At 59.5% G+C, this 25,973-nt stretch carries 20 protein-coding genes and 3 pseudogenes; 13 read left to right on the top strand and 10 right to left on the bottom strand.

Features of this window, described 5'->3' with window-relative positions:
• The 5 genes and pseudogenes from ltrA to PSOLE_RS16215 form a co-directional block, all read left to right on the top strand.
• Positions 1-1,499: group II intron reverse transcriptase/maturase (ltrA, locus tag PSOLE_RS16240; RefSeq protein ID WP_088339328.1), on the top strand; the 1,499-nt coding region annotated here is incomplete at its 5' end.
• A gap of 237 nt (positions 1,500-1,736) precedes the next feature.
• Positions 1,737-3,110, top strand: coding sequence for a hemolysin family protein (locus tag PSOLE_RS16235; protein ID WP_074857851.1), 1,374 nt, complete (start codon positions 1,737-1,739; stop codon positions 3,108-3,110).
• Entirely contained in the window at positions 3,107-4,123 is a 1,017-nt protein-coding gene (locus PSOLE_RS16230) for a CNNM domain-containing protein (protein ID WP_003460837.1), read from the top strand. The genes PSOLE_RS16235 and PSOLE_RS16230 overlap by 4 nt, the downstream gene beginning before the upstream one ends.
• Before the next feature lie 551 nt (positions 4,124-4,674).
• Positions 4,675-5,084, top strand: a pseudogene (locus PSOLE_RS16220) (TauD/TfdA dioxygenase family protein); the annotation flags it as partial.
• Positions 5,074-5,334 (top strand): annotated as a pseudogene (locus PSOLE_RS16215) (LysR family transcriptional regulator); the annotation flags it as partial. The pseudogenes PSOLE_RS16220 and PSOLE_RS16215, both read left to right, overlap by 11 nt.
• Before the next feature lie 7 nt (positions 5,335-5,341).
• Here the strand turns inward: PSOLE_RS16215 and PSOLE_RS16210 are convergent.
• Positions 5,342-5,620: a peptidylprolyl isomerase gene (locus PSOLE_RS16210; RefSeq protein WP_017362973.1), complete on the bottom strand. Its 279-nt coding sequence runs from the start codon at positions 5,618-5,620 to the stop codon at positions 5,342-5,344.
• A 147-nt stretch (positions 5,621-5,767) separates the two neighbouring features.
• On the opposite strand from PSOLE_RS16210, the gene PSOLE_RS16205 reads away from it, so the two are divergent.
• Entirely contained in the window at positions 5,768-6,988 is a 1,221-nt protein-coding gene (locus tag PSOLE_RS16205) for a PilT/PilU family type 4a pilus ATPase (RefSeq protein ID WP_172480662.1), read from the top strand.
• A 204-nt stretch (positions 6,989-7,192) separates the two neighbouring features.
• On the opposite strand, the pseudogene PSOLE_RS16200 reads toward PSOLE_RS16205, so the two are convergent.
• From PSOLE_RS16200 to puuE, 5 genes and pseudogenes are all read right to left on the bottom strand, one after another.
• Positions 7,193-7,943 (bottom strand): annotated as a pseudogene (locus PSOLE_RS16200) (IS5 family transposase).
• Between the two features lie 147 nt (positions 7,944-8,090).
• The gene (locus PSOLE_RS16195) at positions 8,091-9,428 is read right to left on the bottom strand and encodes a urate hydroxylase PuuD (RefSeq protein ID WP_074857860.1); all 1,338 of its coding nucleotides are present in this window, start codon (positions 9,426-9,428) and stop codon (positions 8,091-8,093) included.
• Between the two features lie 47 nt (positions 9,429-9,475).
• Positions 9,476-9,979 carry an ureidoglycolate lyase gene (locus PSOLE_RS16190; RefSeq protein WP_074857863.1) on the bottom strand — a complete coding sequence of 168 codons (504 nt, stop codon included), beginning with the start codon at positions 9,977-9,979 and terminating at the stop codon, positions 9,476-9,478.
• A 41-nt stretch (positions 9,980-10,020) separates the two neighbouring features.
• Entirely contained in the window at positions 10,021-10,536 is a 516-nt protein-coding gene (uraD, locus tag PSOLE_RS16185) for a 2-oxo-4-hydroxy-4-carboxy-5-ureidoimidazoline decarboxylase (protein ID WP_074857866.1), read from the bottom strand.
• A complete protein-coding gene (gene puuE / locus PSOLE_RS16180) occupies positions 10,533-11,474 on the bottom strand; it encodes an allantoinase PuuE (RefSeq protein ID WP_074857869.1) in 942 nt (313 codons plus the stop codon). Before puuE ends, uraD begins: the two co-directional genes overlap by 4 nt.
• A 401-nt stretch (positions 11,475-11,875) precedes the next feature.
• Between puuE and uraH the strand changes: the two genes are divergently transcribed.
• The 5 genes from uraH to PSOLE_RS16155 all read left to right on the top strand — a co-directional run bounded on the left by uraH (position 11,876) and on the right by PSOLE_RS16155 (position 18,322).
• Positions 11,876-12,229 (top strand): hydroxyisourate hydrolase, encoded by a 354-nt coding sequence (uraH, locus tag PSOLE_RS16175; protein WP_003460854.1) that lies wholly within the window; start codon positions 11,876-11,878, stop codon positions 12,227-12,229.
• Positions 12,230-12,521: 292 nt separating this feature from the next.
• Positions 12,522-14,915 carry a gamma-mobile-trio integrase GmtZ gene (gene gmtZ, locus PSOLE_RS16170; RefSeq protein ID WP_074857871.1) on the top strand — a complete coding sequence of 798 codons (2,394 nt, stop codon included), beginning with the start codon at positions 12,522-12,524 and terminating at the stop codon, positions 14,913-14,915.
• Positions 14,908-15,570, top strand: coding sequence for a gamma-mobile-trio protein GmtX (gene gmtX / locus PSOLE_RS16165; protein WP_074857874.1), 663 nt, complete (start codon positions 14,908-14,910; stop codon positions 15,568-15,570). The genes gmtZ and gmtX overlap by 8 nt, the downstream gene beginning before the upstream one ends.
• A gap of 2 nt (positions 15,571-15,572) precedes the next feature.
• The gene (locus tag PSOLE_RS16160) at positions 15,573-16,010 is read left to right on the top strand and encodes a VPA1267 family protein (RefSeq protein WP_074857877.1); all 438 of its coding nucleotides are present in this window, start codon (positions 15,573-15,575) and stop codon (positions 16,008-16,010) included.
• Positions 16,007-18,322: an ATP-dependent DNA helicase gene (locus PSOLE_RS16155; RefSeq protein WP_074857880.1), complete on the top strand. Its 2,316-nt coding sequence runs from the start codon at positions 16,007-16,009 to the stop codon at positions 18,320-18,322. The genes PSOLE_RS16160 and PSOLE_RS16155 overlap by 4 nt, the downstream gene beginning before the upstream one ends.
• Before the next feature lie 310 nt (positions 18,323-18,632).
• On the opposite strand, the gene PSOLE_RS16150 is transcribed toward PSOLE_RS16155, so the two are convergent.
• Positions 18,633-19,193 carry a hypothetical protein gene (locus PSOLE_RS16150; protein ID WP_009686162.1) on the bottom strand — a complete coding sequence of 187 codons (561 nt, stop codon included), beginning with the start codon at positions 19,191-19,193 and terminating at the stop codon, positions 18,633-18,635.
• A 226-nt stretch (positions 19,194-19,419) separates the two neighbouring features.
• On the opposite strand from PSOLE_RS16150, the gene PSOLE_RS16145 reads away from it, so the two are divergent.
• Entirely contained in the window at positions 19,420-20,409 is a 990-nt protein-coding gene (locus PSOLE_RS16145) for an arsenic resistance protein (RefSeq protein ID WP_074857882.1), read from the top strand.
• Between the two features lie 327 nt (positions 20,410-20,736).
• On the opposite strand, the gene PSOLE_RS16140 is transcribed toward PSOLE_RS16145, so the two are convergent.
• On the bottom strand, positions 20,737-22,077 hold the full coding sequence (locus PSOLE_RS16140) for an NCS2 family permease (RefSeq protein ID WP_074857885.1): 1,341 nt from the start codon (positions 22,075-22,077) through the stop codon (positions 20,737-20,739).
• Positions 22,078-22,669: 592 nt separating this feature from the next.
• On the opposite strand from PSOLE_RS16140, the gene PSOLE_RS16135 reads away from it, so the two are divergent.
• On the top strand, positions 22,670-23,437 hold the full coding sequence (locus PSOLE_RS16135) for a GntR family transcriptional regulator (RefSeq protein ID WP_003460856.1): 768 nt from the start codon (positions 22,670-22,672) through the stop codon (positions 23,435-23,437).
• Positions 23,438-23,599: 162 nt separating this feature from the next.
• On the opposite strand, the gene guaD is transcribed toward PSOLE_RS16135, so the two are convergent.
• Both guaD and xdhC read right to left on the bottom strand, forming a co-directional pair.
• Positions 23,600-24,904, bottom strand: a complete 1,305-nt coding sequence (gene guaD / locus PSOLE_RS16130) for a guanine deaminase (RefSeq protein ID WP_074857887.1) — start codon at positions 24,902-24,904, stop codon at positions 23,600-23,602.
• 117 nt (positions 24,905-25,021) lie between these two features.
• Complete coding sequence (gene xdhC, locus PSOLE_RS16125; RefSeq protein ID WP_074857889.1) at positions 25,022-25,852, bottom strand: xanthine dehydrogenase accessory protein XdhC; 831 nt, start codon at positions 25,850-25,852, stop codon at positions 25,022-25,024.
• Positions 25,853-25,973: the final 121 nt, after the last annotated feature.

The raw sequence follows: 25,973 nt of genomic DNA, 5'->3' as shown, positions 1-25,973 counted from the left end.
AGACTCCGGGCGTCGATGGAGAAACCTGGGGATCGCCCCAGGCCAAGCTCCGTGCTGTGGGAAGTCTGTCGAAACAACGGGGTTATCGGCCCAAACCGCTACGGCGGGTCTGGATACCGAAACCCGGTAAGCATGAGAGGCGCCCGCTGGGTATCCCGACGATGTTGGATCGGGCCATGCAGGCGCTGCATCTGCAAGCGTTGGAGCCTGTAATCGAAAGCACCAGCGATCCGAAGTCCTATGGATTTCGCCCGGATCGTTCGACTGCTGACGCAATGGTTGAGCTTTTCCACCTGCTGTCGCCGCAAACGGCGCCGGTCTGGATTCTGGAAGGCGACATCAAGGGCTTCTTCGACAACATCAACCACGACTGGTTGTGTCGGAATGTCCCAATGGACACGAAGGTACTGCGCAAGTGGTTAAAAGCCGGGGTTATCGACCGGCGACAACTCATGGCAACGGAAGCCGGGACGCCGCAGGGTGGAATTATTTCGCCCTGTCTGGCCAATGCCACTCTGAACGGTCTGGAAACTCAGCTGAAACGTCATCTGGCGAAGAAGCTAGGCATCAAGAAGGCCGAGAAGACCAAGGTGCAGTGTGTGCGGTATGCGGACGACTTCGTGATCCTGGCGGCCTCGAAAGAGCTGCTGGAGGAAGAGGTCAAGCCCTGGGTAGAGCAATTCCTGTCAGTACGAGGGGTTGAGTTATCTCGGGAGAAAACGCGCATCACGCACATTCACCAGGGATTCGATTTCTTGGGGTGGAATTTCAGGAAGTACGTGCCGAAGTCACCACGCAGGAAGGCCAAGCTGCTGATCAAGCCCTCGAAGAAGAACGCCTCGGCGTTGTATCGGAAGGTGCGCGAGATCATCAAAAGTAGTGGGGCACTGACGCAGGAAGCGTTGATCAGCCAACTGAACCCGGTACTGAAGGGGTGGGCACAATACCACTCCCCGGTCGTGGCAAAACAAACCTTCAGCAGGCTGGATCATCTGATCTTTTGGCGAATCTGGAGGTGGGCGAAACGTAGGCATCCAAGGAAGTCGGCTGATTGGATCAGGAATAAATACTTCCGATCCATAGGCGGGCAGAGCTGGGTGTTCGCGTACCCCTACAAGAATGGCAAGGGGGAAAAGCAGTACCGCCGGCTATACCTGTTGGCGGGAACCGCAATCGTGCGTCACAAGCGTCTGTCGGTGGATTACACCCCCTACGACGCGGAGCGCGAGCTGGAATGGGAGGCGCTGAGGGTTCAACGGATGCAGCACAAGCTGCGTTATCGGGGACAAATACTCAGCATCTTCCGCAGACAAAAAGGGCTTTGTGCCCTTTGCGGGCAAGCGGTGAGTAAGGAAACGGGCTGGCACGATCACCACGTCATCAGGCGTGTGGACGGCGGTTCGGATACTTTACGTAATCGCACACTGCTTCATCCCAACTGCCACGCGCTGGTTCACAGCCAGCGCCAAGAGGTAACTCTACGATTCAGCGGCTTATAGCTGTAGAATCCGACGCAACACTTCGTACGTTGCCGGCCAAGCTACTTGGTTTTTCGTAAGCTTGAGCCGTATGCGGTGAATGCCGCACGTACGGTTCTTAGGGGGGGACGGGCCAGTAATGGCCTGTCCCTACCCGACTGTCACTTCGGATCCATTGTGGACACATCAAGCCCCAGCGGTTGTAGACGCTCTTCTAAAACGAAAAATGATGCGGTGATGCGGTGATGCGGTGATGCGGTGATCGAGCCGACCCTCACTCTTCTGTTCGGTACCCTCGTTATCCTGGCGATCATTGCGGCAAACGGCTATTTCGTCGCCCAGGAATTCGCCTACATGGCCGTCGACCGTACGCGGCTTGCTGTACTGGCTGCCGACGGTGATGCCTCCGCCAAGCGCGCGCTTGAAGTGACCAAACGAACCAGCTTCATGCTGTCGGGTGCCCAGTTGGGCATCACTGTGACAGGTCTGCTGGTCGGTGTCGTGGCTGAGCCATTGGTTGGACAGTCGCTCGGTGTCTTGCTGGGCGGGGTCGGCATTCCGTCCGAGGTCGGCGTAACCGTCGGTACGCTGCTTGCCCTGGTGGTCGCCACGATTATCCAGATGATTTTTGGCGAGCTCTATCCGAAGAATCTGGCAATCGCCAATGCCGATCCTCTGGCCAGAGCTCTTGCGCGCTCGACCCTGATTTACCTGGCGGTATTCGGTTGGCTGATCGGCTTCTTCGACAAGTCGGCCAACATTTTCCTGCGCATGCTGCGCATCGAGCCCGTCCACGATCTGGACGTAAGTGTCTCGGCCGACGATCTACCGCACATCATCTCTGACTCGCGTGACAGCGGAGACCTTCCTGTAGAGCTCTCGCTGATGCTGGATCGCATTCTTGACTTCCCCCAGCAGGACGTCGAACACGCCATGATTCCGCGGTCGCAGGTTGACTGGCTCACACCTGAGACGACGTTGGTCAAACTGCGCGAGCTGATGGCCAGTGGTCATACCCGCTACCCGGCCATCCACGAGGACACCCCTGTCGGCGTTGTTCACCTCACGGATGTTCTGTTGCGACTATTAGCAGGGGATACTGAAGAAACCGTCGAGGCGGTGATGAGACCGGCCACTGTCATGCCTACCCTCATGGCGCTGCCGGATGCCCTTGCCGAGCTGATCCAGACCAACAACCAACTGGCCTGCGTCATCGATGAATACGGCAGCTTCGTGGGTGTGCTGACCCTTGAGGATCTTGCCGAGGAAATCGTCGGCGAGATTACCGATGAGCATGATGAAGAGAGCGCCGATCCGCTCATGCCGGGCGGTGACGGCATCTGGATCATGGATGGCGATGTGCACCTGGACGAAGTCGAGCGTGCGCTCGGCTATGACCTACCTCATGAAGAGGTTGAAACCATCGCAGGCCTGCTGATCGCAGAGCTGGGGGCTTTGCCCGCCGAAGGCGATACCGTGACGATAACCTTGCCTGAGGATCCCTCGGAGCTGGTCTCCGATCTGCCCGTGGAGCGTCGGCTAGTGATCGAGGTGCTGCGGGTTGAGCGCTATGTACCGACTCAGGTGCGTGTCACGCTTGTCGAGACGATTAAGCAGGAGGAAGCGCAATGAATGATCCTCTGATCGTCACGTTGGTGACCATTGCCCTCATCGTGCTCAGCGCAATCTTCGTCATCATCGAGTTCGCACTGCTCGGTGCCCGTCGTCACCGTCTCGAGGAACTGGCTCCGACCAGCAGTTCGGCCCGCGCCGCGTTGCGTGGCATGAACGACCTGACCCTGATGCTGGCAGGCGCTCAGCTCGGCATCACGTTCTGTACCTTCGCACTGGGCGCCGTGACCAAGCCGGCGGTCGACAACTGGCTGAGCCCGCTGCTGGTCGCCTGGGGCGTGCCCGAGTGGGCGGTTGGTGGTGCGTCCTTCGCGCTCGCGCTCTTCCTGGTGACCTTCCTGCACCTGGTGGTTGGTGAGATGGCACCGAAATCCTGGGCGATTGCACACCCGGAACGTTCGGCACTTGCCGTGGGGCTCATTTCACGCGCTTACATCTGGCCGTTGCGCCCCCTGATGAGGTGGGTCAACCGGATTGCGAACCGACTGGTCAAAGCGTCCGGTGTTGAGCCTGTTGAGAGTGCTGCGGTGGGCGGGCAGGACATCGCCACCATTCGTAGACTCGTGGAGCACTCGGCTGAAGTTGGAACACTCCAGCCTGGCCTTCAGCAGCAGATCTCCAGTCTTATTGATCTCGGCACCTTGCCGATCGAAGAGCTGGTAACGAGTGACGCTATCCCGGTCCACGTCAAGTTTGATGCGTCCGTAGCGGATGTACGTGCCATCGCTGCTCAGTCAGGCCATCTGCGGATCCTGATTCTCGGCGCCAGCGACAAGCTGCCTTTGGTCGTTCACCTGCGTGATACGCTGCTTGAGCCGGATATGCGTCCGGCGCGGGAAATCGCCCGCCAGGTATTCGTTCTGGACGCGAAAACGCCGGTCTATGAGTCCCTGGCGCTCATGCGTAAATCGAGCGTTCAGTTTGCGGTGGTCATGCAAGACGGGCAGTTGAAAGGGGTGGTAACGCTCGCCGACATACTGGCGCGCATACTGCCTCTGGCGACCGCTTCCTAGTCGACTCCCCTGTCAGTCCCGGGCCAGGTTACTCCGGGGCTGACGGGGTCGGGCTCGCCTTGACAGGCTGCCCCTGGCTAACCGACCTGTAGCCTGTTCCAGATGCGTGAGATGGATCTGCGATTCTGATGATAGAAACCCAGGTCGTGCAGGCGGCGACGGGCTTTGGCCTCGGCCAGTTGCCGTTCATGCCCGGAACCTTCGGCTCGTTGCTTGGCTTGCATCTGGCTTGGTAGCTACTGGGTCATCCACCGAGGTGGCAGGCTATTTGCGATTGATTCAGTGGTCTATGCCGGTTCTGTATGTCTAAAGCAAGCGACTGTCTGGCTGACGAAGCGCCCGATAGTGGCGACGAGCGTGACACCTGATGGCGTGACTCGCTGACAGGTCATATGAATATTCTTATTTGGTATTTAAGTTAATTTTCTTATACCTATAGATTTTTATTCCATGCGTACCTGCCGACCAATCGGCGCGCCGCACTGAACACATGGCCGAACCCTCGGTCGGTCAAGTGATGCGCCGATTGGCGCTTTTGCATGGAGTTTTCTATGTCGGTAGTCGCCCATACCACCACTGTGGCGTCGGCACAGTCATTCGAAGTTCGCCCCTTCGATGCGCCCGTGGGCTCCGAGGTCATCGGTCTGGATCTGACCCAGCCTTGGCGATGACGACTTCGCCCGTGTCCATCGCGCCCATCTCGATCACGCCCTGCTGGTATTCCGTGACCAGCGTATCACCCCCGAGCACAGATCGCCTTCAGCCGCCGTTTCGGCCCGCTGCAGATCCACGTGCTCAAGTAGTTTCTGCTGGCTGATCACCCGGAGATTTTCATCATCTCCAACATCGTCGAGAACGGTCAGCCCATCGGCCTGGGCGAGCCGGCAAGTTCTGGCATTCGGATCTCTCCTACAAGGAATTGCCCGACCTGGGTTCCATGCTGTTGGCTCAGGAACTGCCGTGTGGTGCTGGCGGTGCCGCAGTTCAGTGGCTTGCGCTCAATCATCGCCGGTACGGAAATGCTCGCCACGGTACCGGATTTTGCCGCGGCGGCGCTGATTGAAGGGCCCCACCTGCGTGCCGATGACCCGCCATTCGAGCTGGTCAATTCGGATCTGTCCATGGACTGGAGCAGGGTGACCGATAACGATCCCGCCGAGCGTTGGCTGAGGAGCAAGATCATCGAGTTCATGGGCGAGCCTGGCGCCTGAGCAGGGTTCAATCGCGATAGAACACCTGGATCAGGTGATAGCCGAACTGGGTCTTCACCGGGCCGTGCACTTCACGCAGCGCCTTCTTGAAGATCACCTGATCCACCGCGCGCACCATCTGCCCGGGCCGCACTTCACCGAGGTCGCCACCTTTCTTGCCGGAGGGGCAGGTAGAGTGCTTGCGCGCCAGCACATCGAAGGCCTCGCCGGCAGCGATGCGCTTTTTCAGTGCGGCGGCTTCCGCTTCGGTCTTGACCAGGATGTGGCGGGCCATTGCCTTTGCCATTGATGGGTTCCTCAAATCTGTCAGGGCGCTATTGTGCCAGCATTCATTGCGCCAGCAGAATGGCGTCAATTTTATGGGTTGTGTGTTGTCCGCGACGCGGATGAACATGGCCTATGGTATTTCAATCGCGCTTACGGAAACGCCGCCATGGATCTCCAAACAATGCTGAAAATTCTGTCCACTCAGGATGGTTCCGATCTATATCTGTCTACCGGCGCGCCGCCCTGCGCGAAGTTTAATGGCGTGCTCAAGGCGCTGAGCCAGGAGCCGATGAAGGCGGGCGATGTGGCGGCCATTGCCGATTCGATCATGGACAGTGCTCAGCGTGAGGAATTCGAGCGTGAACTGGAGATGAATCTGGCGATATCGCTGGCCGGTGTGGGGCGTTTTCGCATCAACATCTTCAAACAGCGTAACGAGGTGTCCATCGTCGCGCGCAACATCAAGCTGGATATTCCGCGCTTCGAGGACCTGAAACTGCCTGAAGTGCTGCTCGGCACGGTGATGGAAAAGCGCGGCCTGGTGCTGTTCGTCGGCGGTACCGGTTCGGGCAAGTCAACCTCCCTGGCGGCGCTGATCGACTACCGCAACCGCAACAGCGGCGGTCATATCATCACCATCGAAGACCCGGTGGAGTACGTGCACCGGCACAAGAAGTCGATCATCAACCAGCGCGAGGTGGGCGTGGACACCCGCAGCTTCCACGCCGCGCTGAAGAACACCCTGCGCCAGGCGCCGGACGTGATTCTGATCGGCGAAATCCGCGACCGCGAAACCATGGAGCATGCCCTGGCCTTCGCCGATACCGGGCACCTGGCGATTTCCACGCTGCATGCCAACAACGCCAACCAGGCGCTGGATCGCATCATCAACTTCTTCCCCGAGGATCGCCGCCCGCAACTGCTCAACGACCTGGGTAACAACCTCAAGGCGTTCGTCTCGCAGCGTCTGGTCAAGACCGTCGATGGCAAGCGCCGCGCCGCGGTGGAGGTGATGCTGGGTACGCCGACGGTGCGCGACCTGATCAAGCGCAACGAGTTTTCCGAGCTAAAGGAAATCATGGAGAAATCCAAGAACCTCGGCATGCAGACCTTCGATCAGGCGCTGATCGACTTGGTGCACGAAGGTGCGATCGACGAAGAAGAAGCGGTGAAGAACGCCGACTCGGCGAACAACGTGCGCCTGAAGCTCAAGCTCCATCGCGACAATCCGGCCAATGCCAGGCCTGCACCCGCCGCCGCTGCGCCGGTGGTAACGCCGGCTCCTGCAGCGAAAGCCGCTGCTGCAGGCGACTGGGGGCTGGAGCTGAAACTGGAGGACATCGAGCAGGAGCAGCCGCCGGAGGACCCGGGGCGGCAGGGGATTTAGGGGGCTGTACGAAAAGTCGCCGAGCGAAGGTCAGGCAATACCGATGGCGGCCCGGCAAAAACAGGCGAAGAACGGACTGGGCTCACATTCGAGTTTACGTGCTGTAAATGAGCATTTGGCCGGGCTGGCGTTCCAGCCTGTTTTTAACGCAGCATCACCGAGCGCAGGCAATTTTTCGTACAGACCCTAGGGTCTGTTGCCGTTTCACATAGGTAACCAGAGAAAGGCACAGGCCATGGCCACGACGCTTTCGTAATTTCTCTTGAGTTTGTCGAACCGAGATGCCACTGCCCGGTAGTGCTTTAGCCGGGCGAAGGCGTTCTCCACCAAGTGCCGGTTGCGGTAGAGACCTCTGTCCAGATCCGCATTGCCTTTCACGGAGTTACGCTTTCTCGGGATCACGGCCTTGGCCCCTTGTTGCTCAACCTGCTGCCGAACTCTCTCGCTGTCATAGCCCTTGTCCGCGACAATGGCTTCAGCCTCCGGGAGCTTGGCAATCAATGCGGGAGCCTGGGTGCAATCATTGATTTGCCCCCCCCGTAATTTCAAACTCGATGGGCAGTCCATGAGCATCAACTGCCAGGTGAATCGTGCTGGTATTGCCAGCTCGACTTTTTCCTATGGCCTCATCGTTGCCGCTGGCAGCGCCTGCACTGTGTTGGTGAGTCTTGGCATAGCTGCCATCAATGAACACTCATTCCATGTCGGGCTGCGCCACAAGCGCCTTGAAAACCTTGAGCCATTTTCCAGTTGCGGACCACGCATTGAAGCGTTTATAGACCTTATTCCAGTTACCGAACGCCTTGGGTAGATCTCTCCAGGGACATCCCGTGTGCATGCGGTACAGCATGCCCGCCACGGTTATTCGTAGATCACGCTTATTGTAGATGGCCTTGCGCAGCAGAATTTCCCGCAGCTTCGACCAATGCTCATCACTGAGCAATAATCGGGGCATTGTAAACTCGTATCGATGTTGGGCAAGAGCTTCAACGATACGAATTTTCTCTTGCATATCAACTGGTTAGTGCAAAACGGCAACAGCCCCTAGGGGCATAGCCTAAAAAAATGTCGCGCCCAGTTACGGGCGCGACATGTGTGGCAATCAGTTGATCTGAGCGCCTTTGGCGATCCAGCTGCCAATCAGGTCGCGCTCGTCCTGGGTCATCTGGGTGATGTTGCCCAGCGGCATGATCTGCGTGGCCACGGTTTGCGCATGGATCTTCGCTGCCTGCGCTTTCATCTGCTCCGGGGTGTCGAGCATGAAACCGGCCGGTGCGGTGCTGAACATCGGACTGGTGGGACTCGATGAGTGGCACACGGTGCAACGCTCGTGGATCACGCTTTCGACTTGGGCAAAATCGGTGCTGGCAGCAGGTGCCGCGCTGTCAGCGGCAGTGGTTGAGTCCTCGCTGGCATCGGCTTTTGCCTGGGTTTCCTCGGCAGCAGGCTCGCTGGTTGTGGAGGGGTTGCCAGGGCGACCGGTAGCAGGAACGGGGGCGTACTTGATCGCCGGGGCTTGAGCCGTTGCCGGTGCGCTGACCGACTTCGTTTGCGGGCCGGTGACGTAAGCCAGGCAGATCATGCCCAGGGCTGCGGCCGGCAGGGTCCAGACGTACTTGCTGCTGTCGTGGCGGGTGTTGAAGTAGTGGCGTACCAGCACCGCCAGAATCGCGATACCGGCCAGGATTGCCCAGTTGTACTGGCTGCCGTAGGTGCTCGGGAAGTGGTTGCTGATCATGATGAACAGCACCGGCAGGGTGAAGTAGTTGTTGTGGCGCGAGCGCAGCAGGCCCTTGGCCGGCAGCAGCGGATCGGGCGTGGTGTTGTTTTCGATGGCCTTAACCAGCGCGCGCTGGGCCGGCATGATGGTGAAGAACACGTTGCCGACCATGATGGTGCCGATGATGGCGCCGACATGAATGTACGCCGCCCGGCCGCTGAAGACCTGGCTGAAGCCATAGGCCGCGGCGATGATCAGCACGAACAGCACGGCGCCGAGCAGGGCGGGGCGTTTGCCCAGCGGCGAATCGCAGAGGAAGTGGTAGATCACATAGCTGAGCGCCATGGAGCCGAGGCCGATGGCGATGGCTGCTGCTGGTGCCAGGTCGACACCTGGCTTGACCAGGTACAGGCTCGGGTTGAGGTAGTACACCACCAGTAGCAGGGCGACGCCCGACAGCCAGGTGGCGTAGGCCTCCCATTTGAACCAGTGCAGGTTCTCCGGCATCTTCGGCGGAGCCAGCTTGTACTTTTCCAGGTGGTAGATGCCGCCGCCGTGAATCGCCCAGAGGTCGCCCGACAGGCCCTCACGGGGATTGCTACGGTTGAGGTTGTTCTCCAGCCAGACGAAATAGAACGATGCGCCGATCCAGGCGATACCGGTGATCATATGGATCCAGCGGATGCCCAGGTTTAGCCATTCGGTGAAATGTGCTTCCACGATCTGTACCTCTTTCCCGGGATAGGCACGCCAGCCCCGGGCTTCTCTTATTGGTGGGGGTTGAGGAGGAGTAGCTCGTCCTCATTGAAGAAATGCTCATCGCAGTTGTTGCCGGAACCACTGCGATCAACCACCAGGAAGTCATCCCGCTTTTCGATCGTCAGCACCGGGTGGTGCCAGACGCCGCGATGGTAATTGATGCCCTGCCTGCCATTGCTGAGGAAGGCACGGACGGACCCTGATACAGGTACATCGCCAATTGGCGCGACCACGATCAGAAAGGGGTTGCCGAGCAGCGGAATGAAGGCCTGGCTGCCCAGCGGATGGCGTTCCAGCATGCGGATGGTCAGCGGCATCTCGAGCGACTCGGCGCTGAAGATGCTGATGATGGCCTGGTCCTCCGGCTGTGCGGTCTGCACCGTGGCCAGCTTGTGATAGCGGCGGGTGGAGCCGTTGTTGATCATGAAGAAGTCGCTGCCGTCGGTTTCGATCACGTCACCGAAAGGGGCGAAGGCTTCTTTGCTCAGGGGCTCGATGGTCAGGCTACGCATGGCTGTTCTACTTGTTCTGTTCGGGTGGGGGGCTGCAGCGCTTACAGTTGCTGCAGGCGGAACATGGCGATCTTGTTGATCTCGTCCAGGGCAGTGGTGAACTCCTGCTCCGGCGTGTTGTGAATGCGCTCTTCGAAGGCGGCCAGGATCTGGTGGCGGTTGCTGCCCTTGACGGCCTTGATGAAGGGGAAGCCGAACTTGGCCTTGTAGGCGTCGTTGAGTTCGGTGAAACGGGCGAACTCCTCGGCGGTGCATTCGTGGATGCCTGCACCGGACTGCTCGGCAGTGCTGGAGGCGGTCAGTTCGCCACGCACTGCAGCCTTGCCGGCCAGGTCCGGGTGCGCGTTGATCAGTGCCAGCTGCGCCTCATGACTGGCGGACAGGAGGATATCGGCCATGCGCTGCTGCAGGCTGTCGATGTCGTCCACGCTTTCGTCCAGACCGAGGTCATAGGCTTTCTCGGCAACCCAGGGCGAGTGCTCATAGATGTCGGCGAAGGCTGCGACGAACGCGTCGCGGCTCAGCTTGGAAGGGGTCAGGGTCTGGAAACGGCTCATGGGCGGCTCTCTTGTTCGGTCGCGCGGAAGGGGTGGGTGGCGTGCCAGTGCCTGGCGATGTCGACGCGGCGGGCGCACCAGACCTTGTCGTGGCTCTTCACGTAATCGAGGAAGCGTGCCAGCGAAGCCAGGCGCGCCGGGCGGCCGAGCAGGCGGCAGTGCATGCCGATCGACAGCATCTTCGGCGCGCCGGCTTCACCCTCGGCGTAGAGCACATCGAAGGCATCCTTGAGGTATTCGAAGAAGTCGTCGCCCTTGTTGAAGCCCTGCACCTGGGTGAAGCGCATGTCGTTGGTGTCCAGGGTGTAGGGAATCACCAGGTGCGGCTTCTCCGCGGTGCTGGCCGGGTCCCAGTAGGGCAGGTCGTCGTCGTAGGTGTCGGAGTCGTAGAGGAAACCGCCTTCCTCGCGCACGATGCGTCGGGTGTTCGGGCCCAGGCGCCCGGTGTACCAGCCCAGCGGACGTTCACCGGTCAGCTCGGTGAGGATGCGGATGGCCTCGAGCATGTGCTCGCGCTCGGTGGCTTCGTCCATGTTCTGGTAGTCGATCCAGCGATAGCCATGGCTGCAGATCTCGTGCCCGGCGGTGACCATCTCGCGGATCACCTCGGGGTGACGCTGGGCGGCCATGGCCACGGCGAAGATGGTCAGCGGGATGTCGTGCTTCTTGAATAGCTTGAGCAGGCGCCAGACGCCGGTGCGGCTGCCGTACTCGTAGAGCGACTCCATGCACAGGTTGCGCTGCCCCTGCAGCGGCTGAGCGGCGACCATCTCGGAGAGGAAGGCCTCGGACTCCTTGTCCCCGTGAAGAATGTTGCGTTCACCGCCTTCTTCGTAGTTGAGCACGAAGGACAGGGCGATGCGGGCATCGCCCGGCCAGTGCGGGTGGGGAGGGTTTGCACCGTAGCCGATCAAATCGCGTGGGTAATCAGCGTTCACTGCAGTCTTCCTATCTGGAACGTTGCGGTCACTGCGTGCCGGGTAATCGACGGCTACGCGACCGGGACGAGTAATTGTATACAAAGTTAGTCGCCGTTTGTAAATCGACTTTTCATCATTTTCTTCTCTGCGTGCCACCGCGAAAAAATTGCCGAGGTGGTCAGCAATGTGCGCTGGTCATGCCGTGGTTGCTGGCTGGCGATGATGTGAGCAGTGATCCGGTTTGGTGCATGGACAGCATTTCAATTGGATTAATGTATACAATTTAGTGGAAAAGTGTTTTATATTCGATCAGCGTGCTATCCTGCCACTGCGTCGGAGCACTGCGACGAGCCGATTTCAACAGAGTAGAGGAGGTGTGGTGTTCGTAGGGCGCCAGGCGCCGCGGGCATCCGAGACCCATGGGACGTTTGACTACACATGTACTGGATGCCGCGCACGGCTGCCCAGGGAGTGACATCAAGGTCGAGCTGTACCGCGTCGAAGGCGCGCAGCTGGAACTGATCAACAGCGTTACCACCAACCACGACGGCCGTTGCGATGCGCCGGTACTGCAGGGTGATGACTACCGCACGGGCGTCTACCAGCTGCATTTCCACGCTGGCGACTACTACCGCGCCCGCGGCGTGAAACTGCCGGATACGGCATTTCTCGATGTCGTGGTCCTGCGCTTCGGCATCGATGCCGGTCAGGAGCACTACCACGTGCCGCTACTGATTTCTCCTTACAGCTACTCCACCTACCGCGGTAGCTGAGTGACTGGCGGGCCAATAGCCTGCCAGACGAATGCTTGTCACCCTCAGACTTGTTTGAGTCCTTACGCCCGCTCACACTGCGGGCTTTTTTTGGCTGTATTTCGGGGTGCTGTTGCTGGGTGAGCCATCACACGGCCCATCGGTGGGGCGCCTATTACGAATAGCGTGATGGGCGGCGTAGGGTGCGCCTTGCGCACCGAATTCGAGATGTTTCCACCGGGCGCATATAGGCGGTGCGCACGGCGCACCCTACCGTGCGATCTTGCTTGCGTAGCCCGGATCAAATCCGGGTATGGGCTGGCGCCGTGCTTATGGCTCGCGTGCCTGCCGTTACCGAGACAAACGAAAACCCCGGCACCAGAACTACATCGTCGCTTTCATCGACTGGGTGATTGAGCAGCACTTCAGCGAACCGAACGACCGGGGCCGGATGCTACCGGTAGTGGACAACCCCTTCGACAAGGCCAGCAAGAAGGGCTTGAGCACCACGGAATCGGTGCACAACCCGCTGCCCTATGCCTACATCAAGGAGTTGCGCGGCATCCTCTGCCCGCAACCCTTTGGCGACTTCCGCGACTGGGCCTGGGCGCAACAGGCTAGCGGCCAGGAGCGGTCTAATGGAAGAACTGCTGGCGTAACCGGCGACTGGTTCGAGGTCGATCCAGCCCTGATCGACCCTGCCGACCGTGACTGCGTATGGCGCACCCGCACCGTGCATCGATACATGGCTGGGACAGGTAATCGGGCGGTCGAAATCCACGAACTCTGGTCGCCTGCGCGCGCCATGGCCCTGCTGCTCAAGCTGCATCTGCCGCTGCGCACCTATCAGGTGCGCTTTCTCGACTCGGGCGAAGTCGATACCTGGCGCTACGAAAAAGGCGAATGGGTGCTCAACCAGCGGCACCCGCTCAAGAACGGCAACGAGAAGAACCCCTGGAAGCGGGGTGTGTTCTGCCGTATTCGCAGCGCCGACATTGGCGAGATCATGACCGGGCTGTACATCAACACCAACAAGACCGCTGACCAGAACAAGGACGAGCGCGAGCGCGGCTACACCATCCCCTGGCAGCACGCCGAAGTGCTGCACTGGCTGGAGAAGCTGCGCAACTGGCAGGAGAAATACAATCCGATTGACTCTCCGACGCCCTGCACCGAACTGGAAGCCAAGCATTTCGGCAGACCCAAGTCGGAACAGCAAAAACGCGAGATGGGTGCCATCTGCTTCCTGTTCCGCGATGCCAGCGCCAAGGGCCATGAGCGCGACAAGCCTTTTCAGCCGCAGCAACTCAGTGTGCTCTGGTATCGCCTGCTAAGTACCTTGGAAGACCGGGTGGCGGCGCGCGGGCAGACGCTCAGCGACGGCTCGCAGCTGCGCTTCGTGCAGCCGTACCCGGACGACTACCGCTCCCAAAAAAAGGGCACCGAGTTCCCCCTGCACAGCCTGCGGGTTTCCCTGCTGACCTGTTACGCGATGGAAGGCCAGGTGCCCATGCCGGTGCTGTCCAAGCTGCTCGCCGGGCATTCGCGGCTGCTGATGACGCTGTACTACACTAAGCCGACGCCGGCCATGATGACCCAGGCGCTGGATGCGGCGACTGTGAAGGTGGATGCCGCCCAAGGCGAGACCTTGCGCACCTTCTTGCGCGATGCCGACCTACGCCAGATCACCTGCAAGGTTGCCTACCGTGACGAAGCCTCGCTGCAAGCGGCGTTGGCGAACCGCAATCCCATCGGCTGGGAGCATCGCCACGTAGGCCTGTGCCTGGTCGGCGGCAATAGCGCCAAGTCTGACGAATCGGGCAGCGTCGGTGGCTGCTGGAACGGAGGCGAGTTCATTCGTAGTTTGGGGAGTGCCGGGAGTCAATACGGCCCCGTCCCCAATGGCCCCGAGAACTGTGTGCGCTGCCGCTGGTTAGTCACCGATGCGCGCTATCTGGATGCGTTGCGGGCGCACTTCAACACCATCAGCTACAAGGCGTCCCTGGCCGTCAATCTGGCCATTGAACATGAGCAGGCGCGGGACGACTTGCTCGATGCGCGTTATCTAGCCACGGAACAGGGCCGGCCCTTCCTCCAGCAGAATGATTTGCAGGAGGCCGAGCGGCGCTACGAGAAGCAGATCGTTCTCGCCGACCAGTATGCCAAGGATCTGGTGGCCTGCTTCCAGTTGATCGGTCGCCTCATCGCCATCGAGGAAGGCCGCGCTGAAGACGACAAGGCCACCAAACTGGTGGCCGTGGGCAGCATGCAGGACATCCATCAGCCGATCAGCTTCATCGAAACCCGGTCGGAGTTGCTGCAACTGGCGCAAATCTGTGAAGACGCCGAGATCTACCCCGATCTGGCCGATGACCTGCGCAAGACGCCGGCCATCGAAAAACGCTCGCGGGCGCTCAACAACTTGCTGATGCGCAATGGCTACAGCCCCGTCTTCATGCAGATGGACGAGCGCATGCAGTTGATCGCCGGCAACGCCATGCTGCGGGCGATGGCGCGCCAAGCCTCGCCCAACGACCAACTGGAAGGTTTCAGCTACGTCGTCGGGGCAATTGAAGCCGGCCAACATCTGAAGCTGCTCCCAGACGGCATCAAGTCCCTTGAAGAGGTCTACCAAGGCCCGGTGATCAAGCTGTCCGATCTGATCGCCACTTCCGCGAAAGCCGTTCGGGAGTTGAACCATGATTGATGCTCAGTCGATCTTTGAAGACCTCAAGGAACAGGCTTCAACGCGGCAGGCCAAGTCGCTGACGGCGCTTAATGACGTGCTGAAGGCGCAGTATGCCGCTGGCGAGCGCAACTTCTCGATTGCAGAGATTGCGCGCCTTTCAGCCGGGCGGGGCGGCCCCAGTGCCCAGACCATTCGTAACAAGACGGGGCAGGTCTTCCGTCAGCTCATTGAGGCGTGGGCCGCCCAAGCCGGGGCGTCGATGAAAGCCCCTATCAATCCGCTGGCCAAAGCAAACCGGGTTCCGAAGGACAACGAGTTGCTTGAGCGGATCGCAGACCCGGCATTGCGGGCGCTTTTTGGCCAGATCATTGCCGAGCGCAACCGCTACCGCAATGAACTCAATATCCTCAAGGCGCACAGCGAATTGATTGTCGATAAGCGCCCGGTGCGGCAATTCGAGCAGACCTCAGAGAACGGTGCTGTGCAGCTATTGCCCGCACTGAACCTCAACGATATGGAGATCGATGCGCTGAAGGCAGCTGTTTCGGATGAGTTCTTCCAACAGCGGGAGTGGACTGTCAATGCTGCCGGCCAGGTCAAGGACGAAAACAGACGCGAGATTTACAAACATGGCTATGTGAATGCCATTAAGAAGGTTCTCAAGGAAGTCTAACCATGGCTAACGGACAGCAGGCAGCCGAACAGAATCTGGCTGCATTCATCGCCTGGTCGGTATCGAAGTCGGACGATGACTTTCGTGAGTACGTCCACCGAGGCAAGCTAAAACGCTCAGAAATCGCCGCTGAATGCGCTTTTGGCAAAAGCGCACTGGTGCAGAACCCCTCGATTAAAAACGCACTGGAAACGCTTGAGGAACGCTTGAGGGGTGCTGGTGTTCTGCCCCCGCTGAACGAAGCAATTCAGCTAACACACCAAGAGTCGCCGATGCGCGACCGCGAAGCCAATACGCGCCGTCAGGACGGCCAGCGCCTGAACTCGCTAGAACAGGAAAACGCGGCCTTACGAGCGGAACTTGCTCATGCCAAAGCCATGCTTGAGCGCTACAAGCTACTGTCCTCGTTCATGGAAGAAACCGGACGGATGCCGCGATGAATGCTCCTGCGCCCAATCTACTGACAGCCACCGTTCGCATCACTCGCATGCGCTCTAAAAGCCGCCAAGGCTGCATTGCATTCGGCCATCGTGTTGACTTAACGACGGGCATCAACGACCGCGCCAGTGCGCTGGTAATCAGCGTGCCGGCTGCCATTGCGGAGCCCGCGAATATCATTGTTGGGTGCATCTACGAGGTCTATGGCGAAGCGCATACCATCCAGCGCACCCATGGCTCCTTCACCGTGTCGGAAACCCAGGTAGAGGCGCAGGATGTTCGCCTAGTTCGTCCCTCAGGCAGTCAATTGATTCAGTGGCTGGCCGACAATGCCAAAGGCATCGGTGAAGTAAAAGCCACAAAGCTATGGGATACATTGGGTGAGCGCTTGTATGAGGTGCTTGATAGCGCAGAGCACTCAGCCATCGAGGGGCTCATTCCGACTCTTGAAGTCCGTGCCGCCCTGTTCAAAAAATGGACTGAGAATGGCGACGCCAAGACGCTGCGCTTCGTACAGGAATGCAACATACCGCTGGATCTGGCCCGCAAAGCCATCAAGTTTCACAAAAAGAACACTATCACTGCCCTGACCGAAGACCCCTACCGGCTGCTGTCTTTCGAGGGCAGTTGGCAGCGCGTTGACGGCATCGCCCGAGACAAGTTCCACGTTGCACTGGACGACCCACGTAGGCTGGCCGCTGCACTGGAAGAGGCGTTGTACCGAGTGGCCGAGAAAGGCCATACCTGCGCCACCCTGAATGACCTGCAAGATACAGTTGGCCGGCTGGTCAAGCCCTATCGGGCACCCGACGCGGCGCTGGCAAAGGCGTTGCTTCAGGGGAATAAAACCGGCCAGTTCGTCAGCCGCGAAACCGCCAACGGCGACCTGATGCTGCACGCGCCAGGCACTTTCCTAATGGAGCGTAAGTGCGCCGAGTTCATCCACGAGCTGTTGCGTAACCCCGAAACTCAGCAGCCGTTATTCCCGACCGATATTGACGCCGTAATTGGCGAGTTCGAGCGCACAGAGCGGTTGCACTTGGGCATCCCAGCCTTTGCGCTGAACGACGCCCAGCGGGCAGCGGTCAGGACTTCCTTTGAAAACCGCTTCAGCATAATCACTGGCGGTGCTGGTGTTGGTAAAACCACGGTGCTTAAGGCTCTTTACCGAGCGCTTGATACCTTGGGCCGACCCCGCTTCCAAATGGCCCTTTCGGGCCGTGCAACGGCCCGAATGATGGAAGCGACCCAACAGGAGGCCACGACCATTGCGGGTTTCCTGAAACGTGTCAGCGCCGAGGAAATGGGGCCTGCGCCAATCATCGTTATCGACGAAGCCTCAATGCTTGATCTGGTGACCTTCCACCGGCTGGTCTGCAAGCTGCCTGCCGGCACCCACTTGATCCTGGTGGGCGACCCTTATCAGCTTCCGCCGATTGGCGCGGGCCTTGTACTTCATGTGCTGTGCGATCTTTCGAGCATGCCGGTTACGCGGCTCACCGAGGTCAAGCGCCAGGCCAAGGAGTCGGCCATTCCTGCGGCATCCTTAGCGATCCGCGAGGGGCGGTGGCCGGCATTCTCAGCGGATGCAGCGGGCGAGGTCGTGTTCCTACCTTGCGCCGACGACCAGATCATCCCGACCGTTATCGAGCTGTACGAGCGGGATCGCGACAATACCCAGATTCTTGGTGCCACCCGTTCATGCGAATTCGCCGGGGTGGAGACCCTGAACCGGGCCTGCCATGTGCGCTACACCGGCCAGGGGCGGCATCTGATGGCTACCAACCCGGAAACCGGCGAGATCGAAGCCACAGGCTTCTGCGAGGGCGATCTGCTGCTATACACCGCCAACAACTGGGATCGGAACCTGCAAAACGGCTGCCTGGGCAAACTTACTGATATTTTCGACCGGCCACAAACGGTCAACCTGGGCGACGATGAGAATCCCGACATGCGAATCGCCTTGGGCCGTGCCATCTACGAGGGGGTCGAGCACTATGTCCTCGACAGCGATGTGGATGTGATGCATCACGCTTTCGCGATCACGGTTCATAAAAGCCAGGGCAGTCAGTTTAAGCGAGTGATCGTGCCGGTACGAAAGTCGCGGGTGCTTGATCGCACCTTCGTCTACACAGCTGTCACGCGGGCGCAGATGCAGGTGATCCTCGTGGGGAATGCCGATGCGGTAAGAGAAGCTGTTGCGCTACCGCCGAAGGCATTTGGCCGGCAGGTTGGGCTAACCGAGATGCTGAATGCGAAATTGCATCTGACTCGACCGCCCATTTGCATGGGCCCTGTTCAGCCTTTGCATTAACCCTGACCAGTTGTTTGAAGCTAATAGGGTATAGCGGGCGACACTCGGCCAAAAGCAGCCATTAGCCAGCCAGACATGTAGGTGTCCGCTGATACAGAGTTGACGTATTCGTGCCCCCTATTGGTTGATGCGTCGACGGAGCGCACAAAAAAGTCACCATTCACAGGAGCTTTAGCGCTGAATCTTCAGGTGAGCCAAAAATTGAATCGGTGGGCGCCAGCCCAACGCCCCTAGCGTGAGTTGGGCTGGCGCATGAGAGTATTCATACCGTACGGGAACAGCATGCTGCCCGTGGAATAAGTGTGAAGTCTCAGCGCTGTGGCATGCCCATATGCTGCTGATGCTGCATCATCTGATCCATCATCATCTGTTGCATGCCCATGTACCTGTCCATCATGTATTGATGCTGCTTCATCTGCTCAGGCGTCATCTGGGAGTAGTGGCTGCCCATTTGATCCCAGCCCATCATGTGGCCCCCACCCATCATCTTACCGTTACCCATCATGTGGCCCCCGCCCATCATCTGACCGTCACCCATCATATGGCCGCCCTGCATGCCCCCTCCGCAGCACCCCATCATTCCGCCGCCACGCATTCCGTTCATCATGTGCATTCCTTGCTGCATCATGGTTTGGTGCTCTTGCATCAGTTTCTGACGCTGTGCAGGGTCGCTTGCTTTCTGAATTTGGCTCATTTGCTCCTGCATTCTCTTCAGGTTTTCTTGTGCCTTCGCCATCTCTTGATCAAATTGCTCAACGCTCATTGGCTGCTGTTGAGCCTGGCTGGTGGTACTGGAGTCCTGCTGCGCAAAGGTTAAGGCCGGAAAAAGCGCAGCCGCCAAAGCGAAGGTGGCGAGTTTTGGTGCTTTCATTGCTCAGTTCCTTGCAGGTGAAAGTGGGTCGTGGGGTGAGTCACCAGTAGTCAATATAGACCTCGAAGACGGGTGTAGCCTAATGCAGGTCAAATTAACCTGCAAGTACAGGCCTGAAGCAGCCATTGATGAATGACCATTGGCCGTTAGCGCTGCTTGCCTTATCCCTAGCTAACCATCCTTGTCCTCCCTAACGCGGAGAGCAAACCATGACTTTGAGTGAACCATGACAAGAGATGCACTAGAGCAGAACCAAGTACCGATCTACTTCGTAGCGGTTATTGTCGCGGCGATTGGCGGATTGCTGGCTCCGAATACCGCCCAGGGATTGTCGGTCTTGGTCACGCCCACCATCGCTGTTCTGATGTATGCGATGTTTCTTCAGATTCCGTTGCTGAACCTTAAAGATGGCTTGCACAACAAGCCCTTCATGGCTGCGCTCCTAGTCGCCAACTTTGTTTTGATTCCTCTCCTGGCTTGGGGGCTGACCCGCTTCCTGGATGGACATCCCGCCATCCTGATTGGCGTGCTATTGGTGCTACTGACGCCCTGCATCGATTACGTGGTCGTGTTCACCCACATTGGCCGGGGTGACTCACGCCTGATCCTTTCGGCGACGCCGATTTTGCTGTTACTTCAGCTTGCTCTTTTACCGCTCTACCTGGGGCTTATGCTGAGTGATACTTCGGGGGTGGTCGTGTCGATAGGCCCCTTTGTCGAAGCCTTTCTGGCACTCATCATGGCCCCGCTGATCCTGGCACTGCTGACAGAAGCATTGGTAAAGCGCTCCGCAGCGGTGAAGACATGGGCTGATGCTTGGGCCTGGTTACCTGTGCCGGCCATGGCGGCGGTGCTCATAGCCGTGGTCGGCTCGCAGATTGCTCCCGTAGTGAATGAGATCGGCAGGCTTGCTCCCGTACTGCCGATCTACATCGCCTTTGCCTTCTTGGCTCCCGTAATCGGTGCACTGGTCTCCAAGGTGTGCAAGCTGCCTGTGCGGTCGGCAAGGGCTGTGATCTTCAGCAGCTCGACGCGCAACTCACTGGTGGTGCTGCCCCTTGCATTAGCGCTGCCTGAACAGCTGCGGGGGCTCGCCGCCGCTGCGGTGATTACCCAGACCCTTGTCGAGCTGGTTGCTGAACTGGTCTATGTCCGGGCTGTGCCAGCGTTTCTTTGCCGTGATCGTGCCGAGACTAGCGAACCGCTCAACGGCTGAACCTGCTCCGGGTTGGTCACGTGACATCGATAGCGGACGTAGGACAACATCTTGTTGCGGATGTCTGCTTTTGGCCGTTTTCTGCCGGTTGCCACCTGACCGCGCGTTAATGCAAATGGATGGTCGAGGCCATGCAATTACGCAGCTGATTGCCTGAAAAAGAAAACTCCCAGCGGCTTGCGCCAACTGGGAGTGGTACACCTAATGGTACATGTACTAAAAAGCAAATTAGCCTGAAGGCCTATCACTCACTCACAGAGTTTTAGTACAATTTTGTGCTGTAAAGAGCTTTAGGCCGGGGTTTCGTTCAGCGCCTGGTGTTAGCCGTCAGAGGAAGGCGAACTTGGCGATGAAAATGATGCACAGGGCGTACAGGCTCAGCGATACCTTGTCGCTCTGACCGGTCAGCAGCTTGAGTGTGGCGTAGGTAAGGAAGCCCAGGGCGATACCGTTGGCGATGGAGAAGGTCAGCGGCATCATCACCACGGTCACGATGGCCGGAATGGTGTCGGTGTGGTCCTTCCAATCGATGTGCGCCATGCCGCTCATCATCAGCATTGCTACGTAGATCAGCGCGCCCGCGGTGGCGTAGGCCGGAATCATGCCGGCCAGCGGGGCGAAGAACATCGCCGCGAGGAACAGCAGGCCTACGGTCACTGCGGTCAGCCCGGTGCGGCCGCCGGCGGCGACGCCCGAGGCGCTTTCCACGTAGCTGGTTACCGGCGGGCAACCGACCATGGCGCCCACAACGCTCGAGGTGGAGTCGGCTTTCAGGGCCTTGGACAGGTTCTGGATCTTGCCATCCTCATCCACCAGGTTGGCGCGGTGGGCGACGCCCATCAGGGTGCCGGCGGTGTCGAACATGTTCACGAAGAGAAACGCCAGGATCACGCTGATCATCGCCACGTTGAACGCGCCGGCGATATCCATGGCCAGGAAGGTCGGGGCCAGGCTCGGCGGCATCGACACCAGGCCACCGTATTCCACCAGGCCGAGTGCCCAGCCGATGGCGGTCACGCCGAGCATGCTGAAGAGGATGGCGCCAAACACGTTGCGGTGGCTGAGCACGGCGATCATCAGGAAGCATACGGCGGCGAGTAGCGCCGACGGGTTGCCGAACGAGCCCATGGTCAACAGGGTGGCCGGGCTGTCGACGACGATCCCGGCGGTCTTCAGGCCGATCAGGCCGAGGAACAGGCCGACCCCGGCACCCATGGCGAAGCGCAGGCTCATCGGGATGCTGTTGAGCAGCCATTCGCGGATCTTCGACAGGCTCATGATCATGAACAGCACGCCGGAGATGAACACCGCGCCCAGTGCGATCTGCCAGCTGTAGCCCATTTCACCGACGACGGTGTAGGTGAAGAACGCGTTCAGGCCCATGCCCGGCGCCAGGCCGACTGGCCAGTTGGCGTACAGGCCCATCAGGAAGCAGCCCAGGGCCGCCCCGATGCAGGTGGCGACGAAGGCGGCGCCATGATCGATGCCGGCAGTGGCCATGATGTTGGGATTGACGAAGATGATGTAGGCCATGGCGACGAAGGTCGTCAGGCCGGCCAGCAGCTCGGTCTTGATGGTGGTGCGGTGCTCGGTCAGTTTGAAGAAGCGGTCGAGCAGGCCACCTCTTGCCAGTTGATTCGCGTGTTGTTCTTGTTTGACGCTTTCCACAGCGGGTACTCCTCATCTCTCTTGTTGTGTACCGCCCAGAGCCTTGCGCAAGAACAATGCTCTCTGAGGCAGGCGGTGTTTTCGGTGGTGCTTCCTGGCTAAGTTGTTGACCGAGCGGTCAAGAAGTCACTCGGGCGCGATTATGCTTTTGTATACAAAAAATGCAATTAATGTTTTTAGTGTTGCATTAATCGCACCAGTCGAACCTGCGGATGGAAAAGCGCATGGATTTGGCGACAATCCCTTCAGGGCTTTAAATAAAATGCTTATAAAACAAATGGATGGAATTTTGGTTTGGTTGAGGACGACGCTCGATCGAGCGTCGGCTCAGCAGCCTGACCGGGTTCTTAGCAGCTAATGAACTTAGAGGACGGCTGTATATAAAGAAAGAATTTGTTGTTCTGCGCTCAGAGGTGGGTGATATGCGGGCGAGGGTCAGCTATGACGTCATACAGCGAAGGGTGTGATGGCTGATTGACTTGTGTACAATTGTCTCAAATTTTTCTGATGTTTTTTCGCTCGGAGCTTGTCAGCTACCGGGTAGAACACAGTAGAGTCGCAGTGTCGCCGACTCTCATTGACGCGAGCCAGAATGAACGATCAATTGCAGCCTCTCAAGAAGCAGCCGCGCGTGGGCAAAAGCAGCCGCAGCGGGACTCAGGACGATGTCGTATATGCCCATATCTTCGATGCCATTCTCGAGCAGCGTCTGGCGCCCGGCACCAAGCTGAGTGAAGAGGCGCTGGGTGAGATCTTCGGCGTCAGTCGCACCATCATTCGTCGCGCCCTCTCACGACTGGCCCACGAGGGTGTGGTACTGCTGCGTCCGAACCGCGGTGCGGTAGTCGCCAGCCCGAGCGTCGAAGAAGCTCGGCAGATCTTCTATGCACGCCGCCTGGTTGAGCGCGCCATCACCGAACTGGCCGTCGAGCACGCGACAGCCGAGCAGTTGGCCGAGCTGCGGCAGATGGTCAAGGACGAGCAGGACAGCTTCTCCCGTGGTGATCGTGGTGCTGGCATCCGCCTGTCCGGCGAGTTCCACCTGAAGCTGGCCGAGGCCGCGCGTAATGCGCCGCTGGTAAGCTTCCAGCGCAGCCTGGTGTCGCAGACCTCGCTGATCATCGCCCAGTACGAAAGCAGCGGCCGTTCGCACTGCTCCTATGACGAGCACAATCAGCTGATCGATGCCATCGAGGCGCGCGATGCCGAGCGTGCGGTGCACCTGATGATGCACCACATGGATCACATCGACAGCAAACTCAACCTGGACGAGGAAAGCGCCTCGGACGATCTGCACGCGGTGTTCTCGCACCTGCTGCAGACCAAGAAGAAACCCGGCCGCAGCGCTGCCAATCGCTGATCGACTGCGTGTAACAAGAAAGCCCCGGTGCTCGCGCATCGGGGCTTTCTTGTTGGCGTGTCTACGTTGAGGCGTTTTTTTGTAGGAGCTGGCTTGCCAGCGATGCGCTAGTGAATTGATCGCCGGCAAGCCGGCTCCTACAAGGCGATCAGGCTGTTCGTTTCAATCGCGCTGGTGCACCGATACACCCGCGGCGAAGGTCTCTTTCACGGCGCGGTCATCGCCAAGCATGGTCAGGGCGAACAGGCGCTCCTCCAGGCTCCGAGCCTGCTGCATGCGGTAGCTGATCAGCGGCGTGGCGTTGTAGTCCAGCACCAGGAAGTCGGCGTCCTTTCCGGGCAGGAAGTTGCCCAGCTGGTCGTCCAGGTACAGGGCGTTGGCGCCGCCCAGCGTGGCCAGGTACAGCGACTTGAACGGATCGAGTTTCTTACCCTGTAGCTGCATGATCTTGTACGCCTCGTTCAGCGATTGCAGTTGGCTGAAGCTGGTACCGGCGCCGACGTCGGTGCCGAGACCGACGCGTACGCCATGTTCTTCCAGCTTGTTCAGGTCGAAAAGGCCGCTGCCGAGGAACAGGTTGGAGGTCGGGCAGAAGGCGACAGCCGAGCCGGTCTCGGCCAGGCGCTTGCACTCGTCGTCGCACAGGTGCACGCCATGGGCGAACACTGCGCGCGGGCCGATCAGTTTGTGGTGGTCGTAGACGTCCAGATAGCCCTTGCGTGCCGGGAACAGCTCCTTGACCCAGGCGACCTCGGCCTTGTTTTCGGAAATGTGGGTGTGCATGTACAGGTCCGGATACTCACCGAACAGCTTACCGGCCAGATCCAACTGCTCCGGTGTACTGGTGGGGGCGAAGCGCGGGGTGACGGCGTAGTGCAGGCGGCCTTTGCCGTGCCAGCGTTCGATCAGTGCCTTGCTTTCTGCATAGCCGGTTTCGGCGGTGTCGGTCAGGTAGTCGGGGGCATTGCGATCCATCAGCACCTTGCCGGCGATCATGCGCAGGTTGAGCTTGTCGGCCTGCTCGAAGAAGGCATCCACCGACTGCGGGTGCACGCTGCCGAACACCAGGGCGGTGGTGGTGCCGTTGCGCAGCAGCTCCTTGAGGAAGATCGCCGCCACGTCGCTGGCATGCGCCTTGTCTTCGAACTGCCGCTCGGTGGGGAAGGTGTAAGTGTTGAGCCAGTCCAGCAGCTGCTCGCCGTAGGAGGCGATCATGCCGGTCTGCGGGTAGTGGATATGGGTGTCGATGAAACCTGGGGTGATCAGCGCATCGCGGTAGTGCTGAACCTCGACGCCGGCCAGCTTGGGCAACAGCTCGGCAGCCGCGCCAATCTGGGCGACCTTGCCATTTTCAATTAGCAGGATGCCGTCCTCGAAGTACTGGTAGGACTGCTCGATACCGACGACAGCCGGGTCGGCGAGGCTGTGCAGGATGGCGGCGCGGTAGGCTTTGATGTTGGTGGTCATCTATTACGTCTCGATTGGGGCAGGCAGTGCGTAGGGTGTGCTGTGCGCACCACGGGCAATGCGGTGTTATTGGTGCGCGCGGCGCACCCTACTGGGCGCGCTGCGAATTAGGCAGAGTCAGGACCGGCGCGAGGCCGGCAATAGCTTGGCGACGCTGGACTCACCCTTTTTCACGTCCTGACCGAAGCTTGCGTTATAGGTGGCGATCACCTCGCCGGCGATGGACACGGCAATTTCCACCGGCAGCTTGCCTTTCACTTCGGCCAGGCCCATGGGGCAGCGCATGCGCGCCATCAGGGTTTCTTCGAAGCCGCGCTCGCGCAGGCGATGCTCGAACTTGACGCGCTTGGTCTTCGAGCCGATCAGGCCGTAATAGGCGAAGTCGCCGCGTTTGAGAATCGCCGCGGTCAGCTCCAGATCGAGCTGGTGGTTGTGGGTCATGACGATGTAGTAACTGCCGGGCGGCATGTTCTCCACCTCGTCGACCACCTCGTCGCCCACGATCTTCTCCACGCCGGCGGGGATGTGCTCGGGAAATTCGTTCTCCCGCGAATCGATCCAGCGCACCTTGCACGGCAGGCTGGCGAGCAGCGGTACCAACGCGCGACCGACATGGCCGGCGCCGAATACGGCGATCTGCGCCTGCGGCTGGCCCATGGGCTCGAACAACAACACGGTGGCGCCGCCGCAGCACTGGCCGAGGCTGGCGCTGAGGGAGAAGCGCTCCAGGCGGGTGTCCTGGCTGCGGCTGGCGAGCATCTCGCGGGCCATTTCCATGGCCTTGTATTCCAGATGGCCGCCGCCGATGGTCTCGAAGATGCGCTCGGCGGTGACCACCATCTTCGAGCCGGCATTACGCGGCGTCGAGCCGCGTTCCTCGATGATGGTCACCAGCACGCAGGCTTCACCTTGTTGCTGCAACTCGGCGAGGGCGCTGATCCAACTCATTTGCTCAGCCTCCAGGAAGGCGTGGTTTGTCCCGGGCGCGGCAGGCGCCAGTTGCTCGGCGACGGATCGAGAATCGGCTCCGGCGCCGGGTGAGCGGGGCGGTTATTCGGTTCGGTGTGTT

The organism is Pseudomonas oleovorans subsp. oleovorans, assembly GCF_002197815.1.
Classification (GTDB): domain Bacteria; phylum Pseudomonadota; class Gammaproteobacteria; order Pseudomonadales; family Pseudomonadaceae; genus Aquipseudomonas; species Aquipseudomonas oleovorans.
This window is presented reverse-complemented; position numbering and strand designations above follow the sequence as displayed.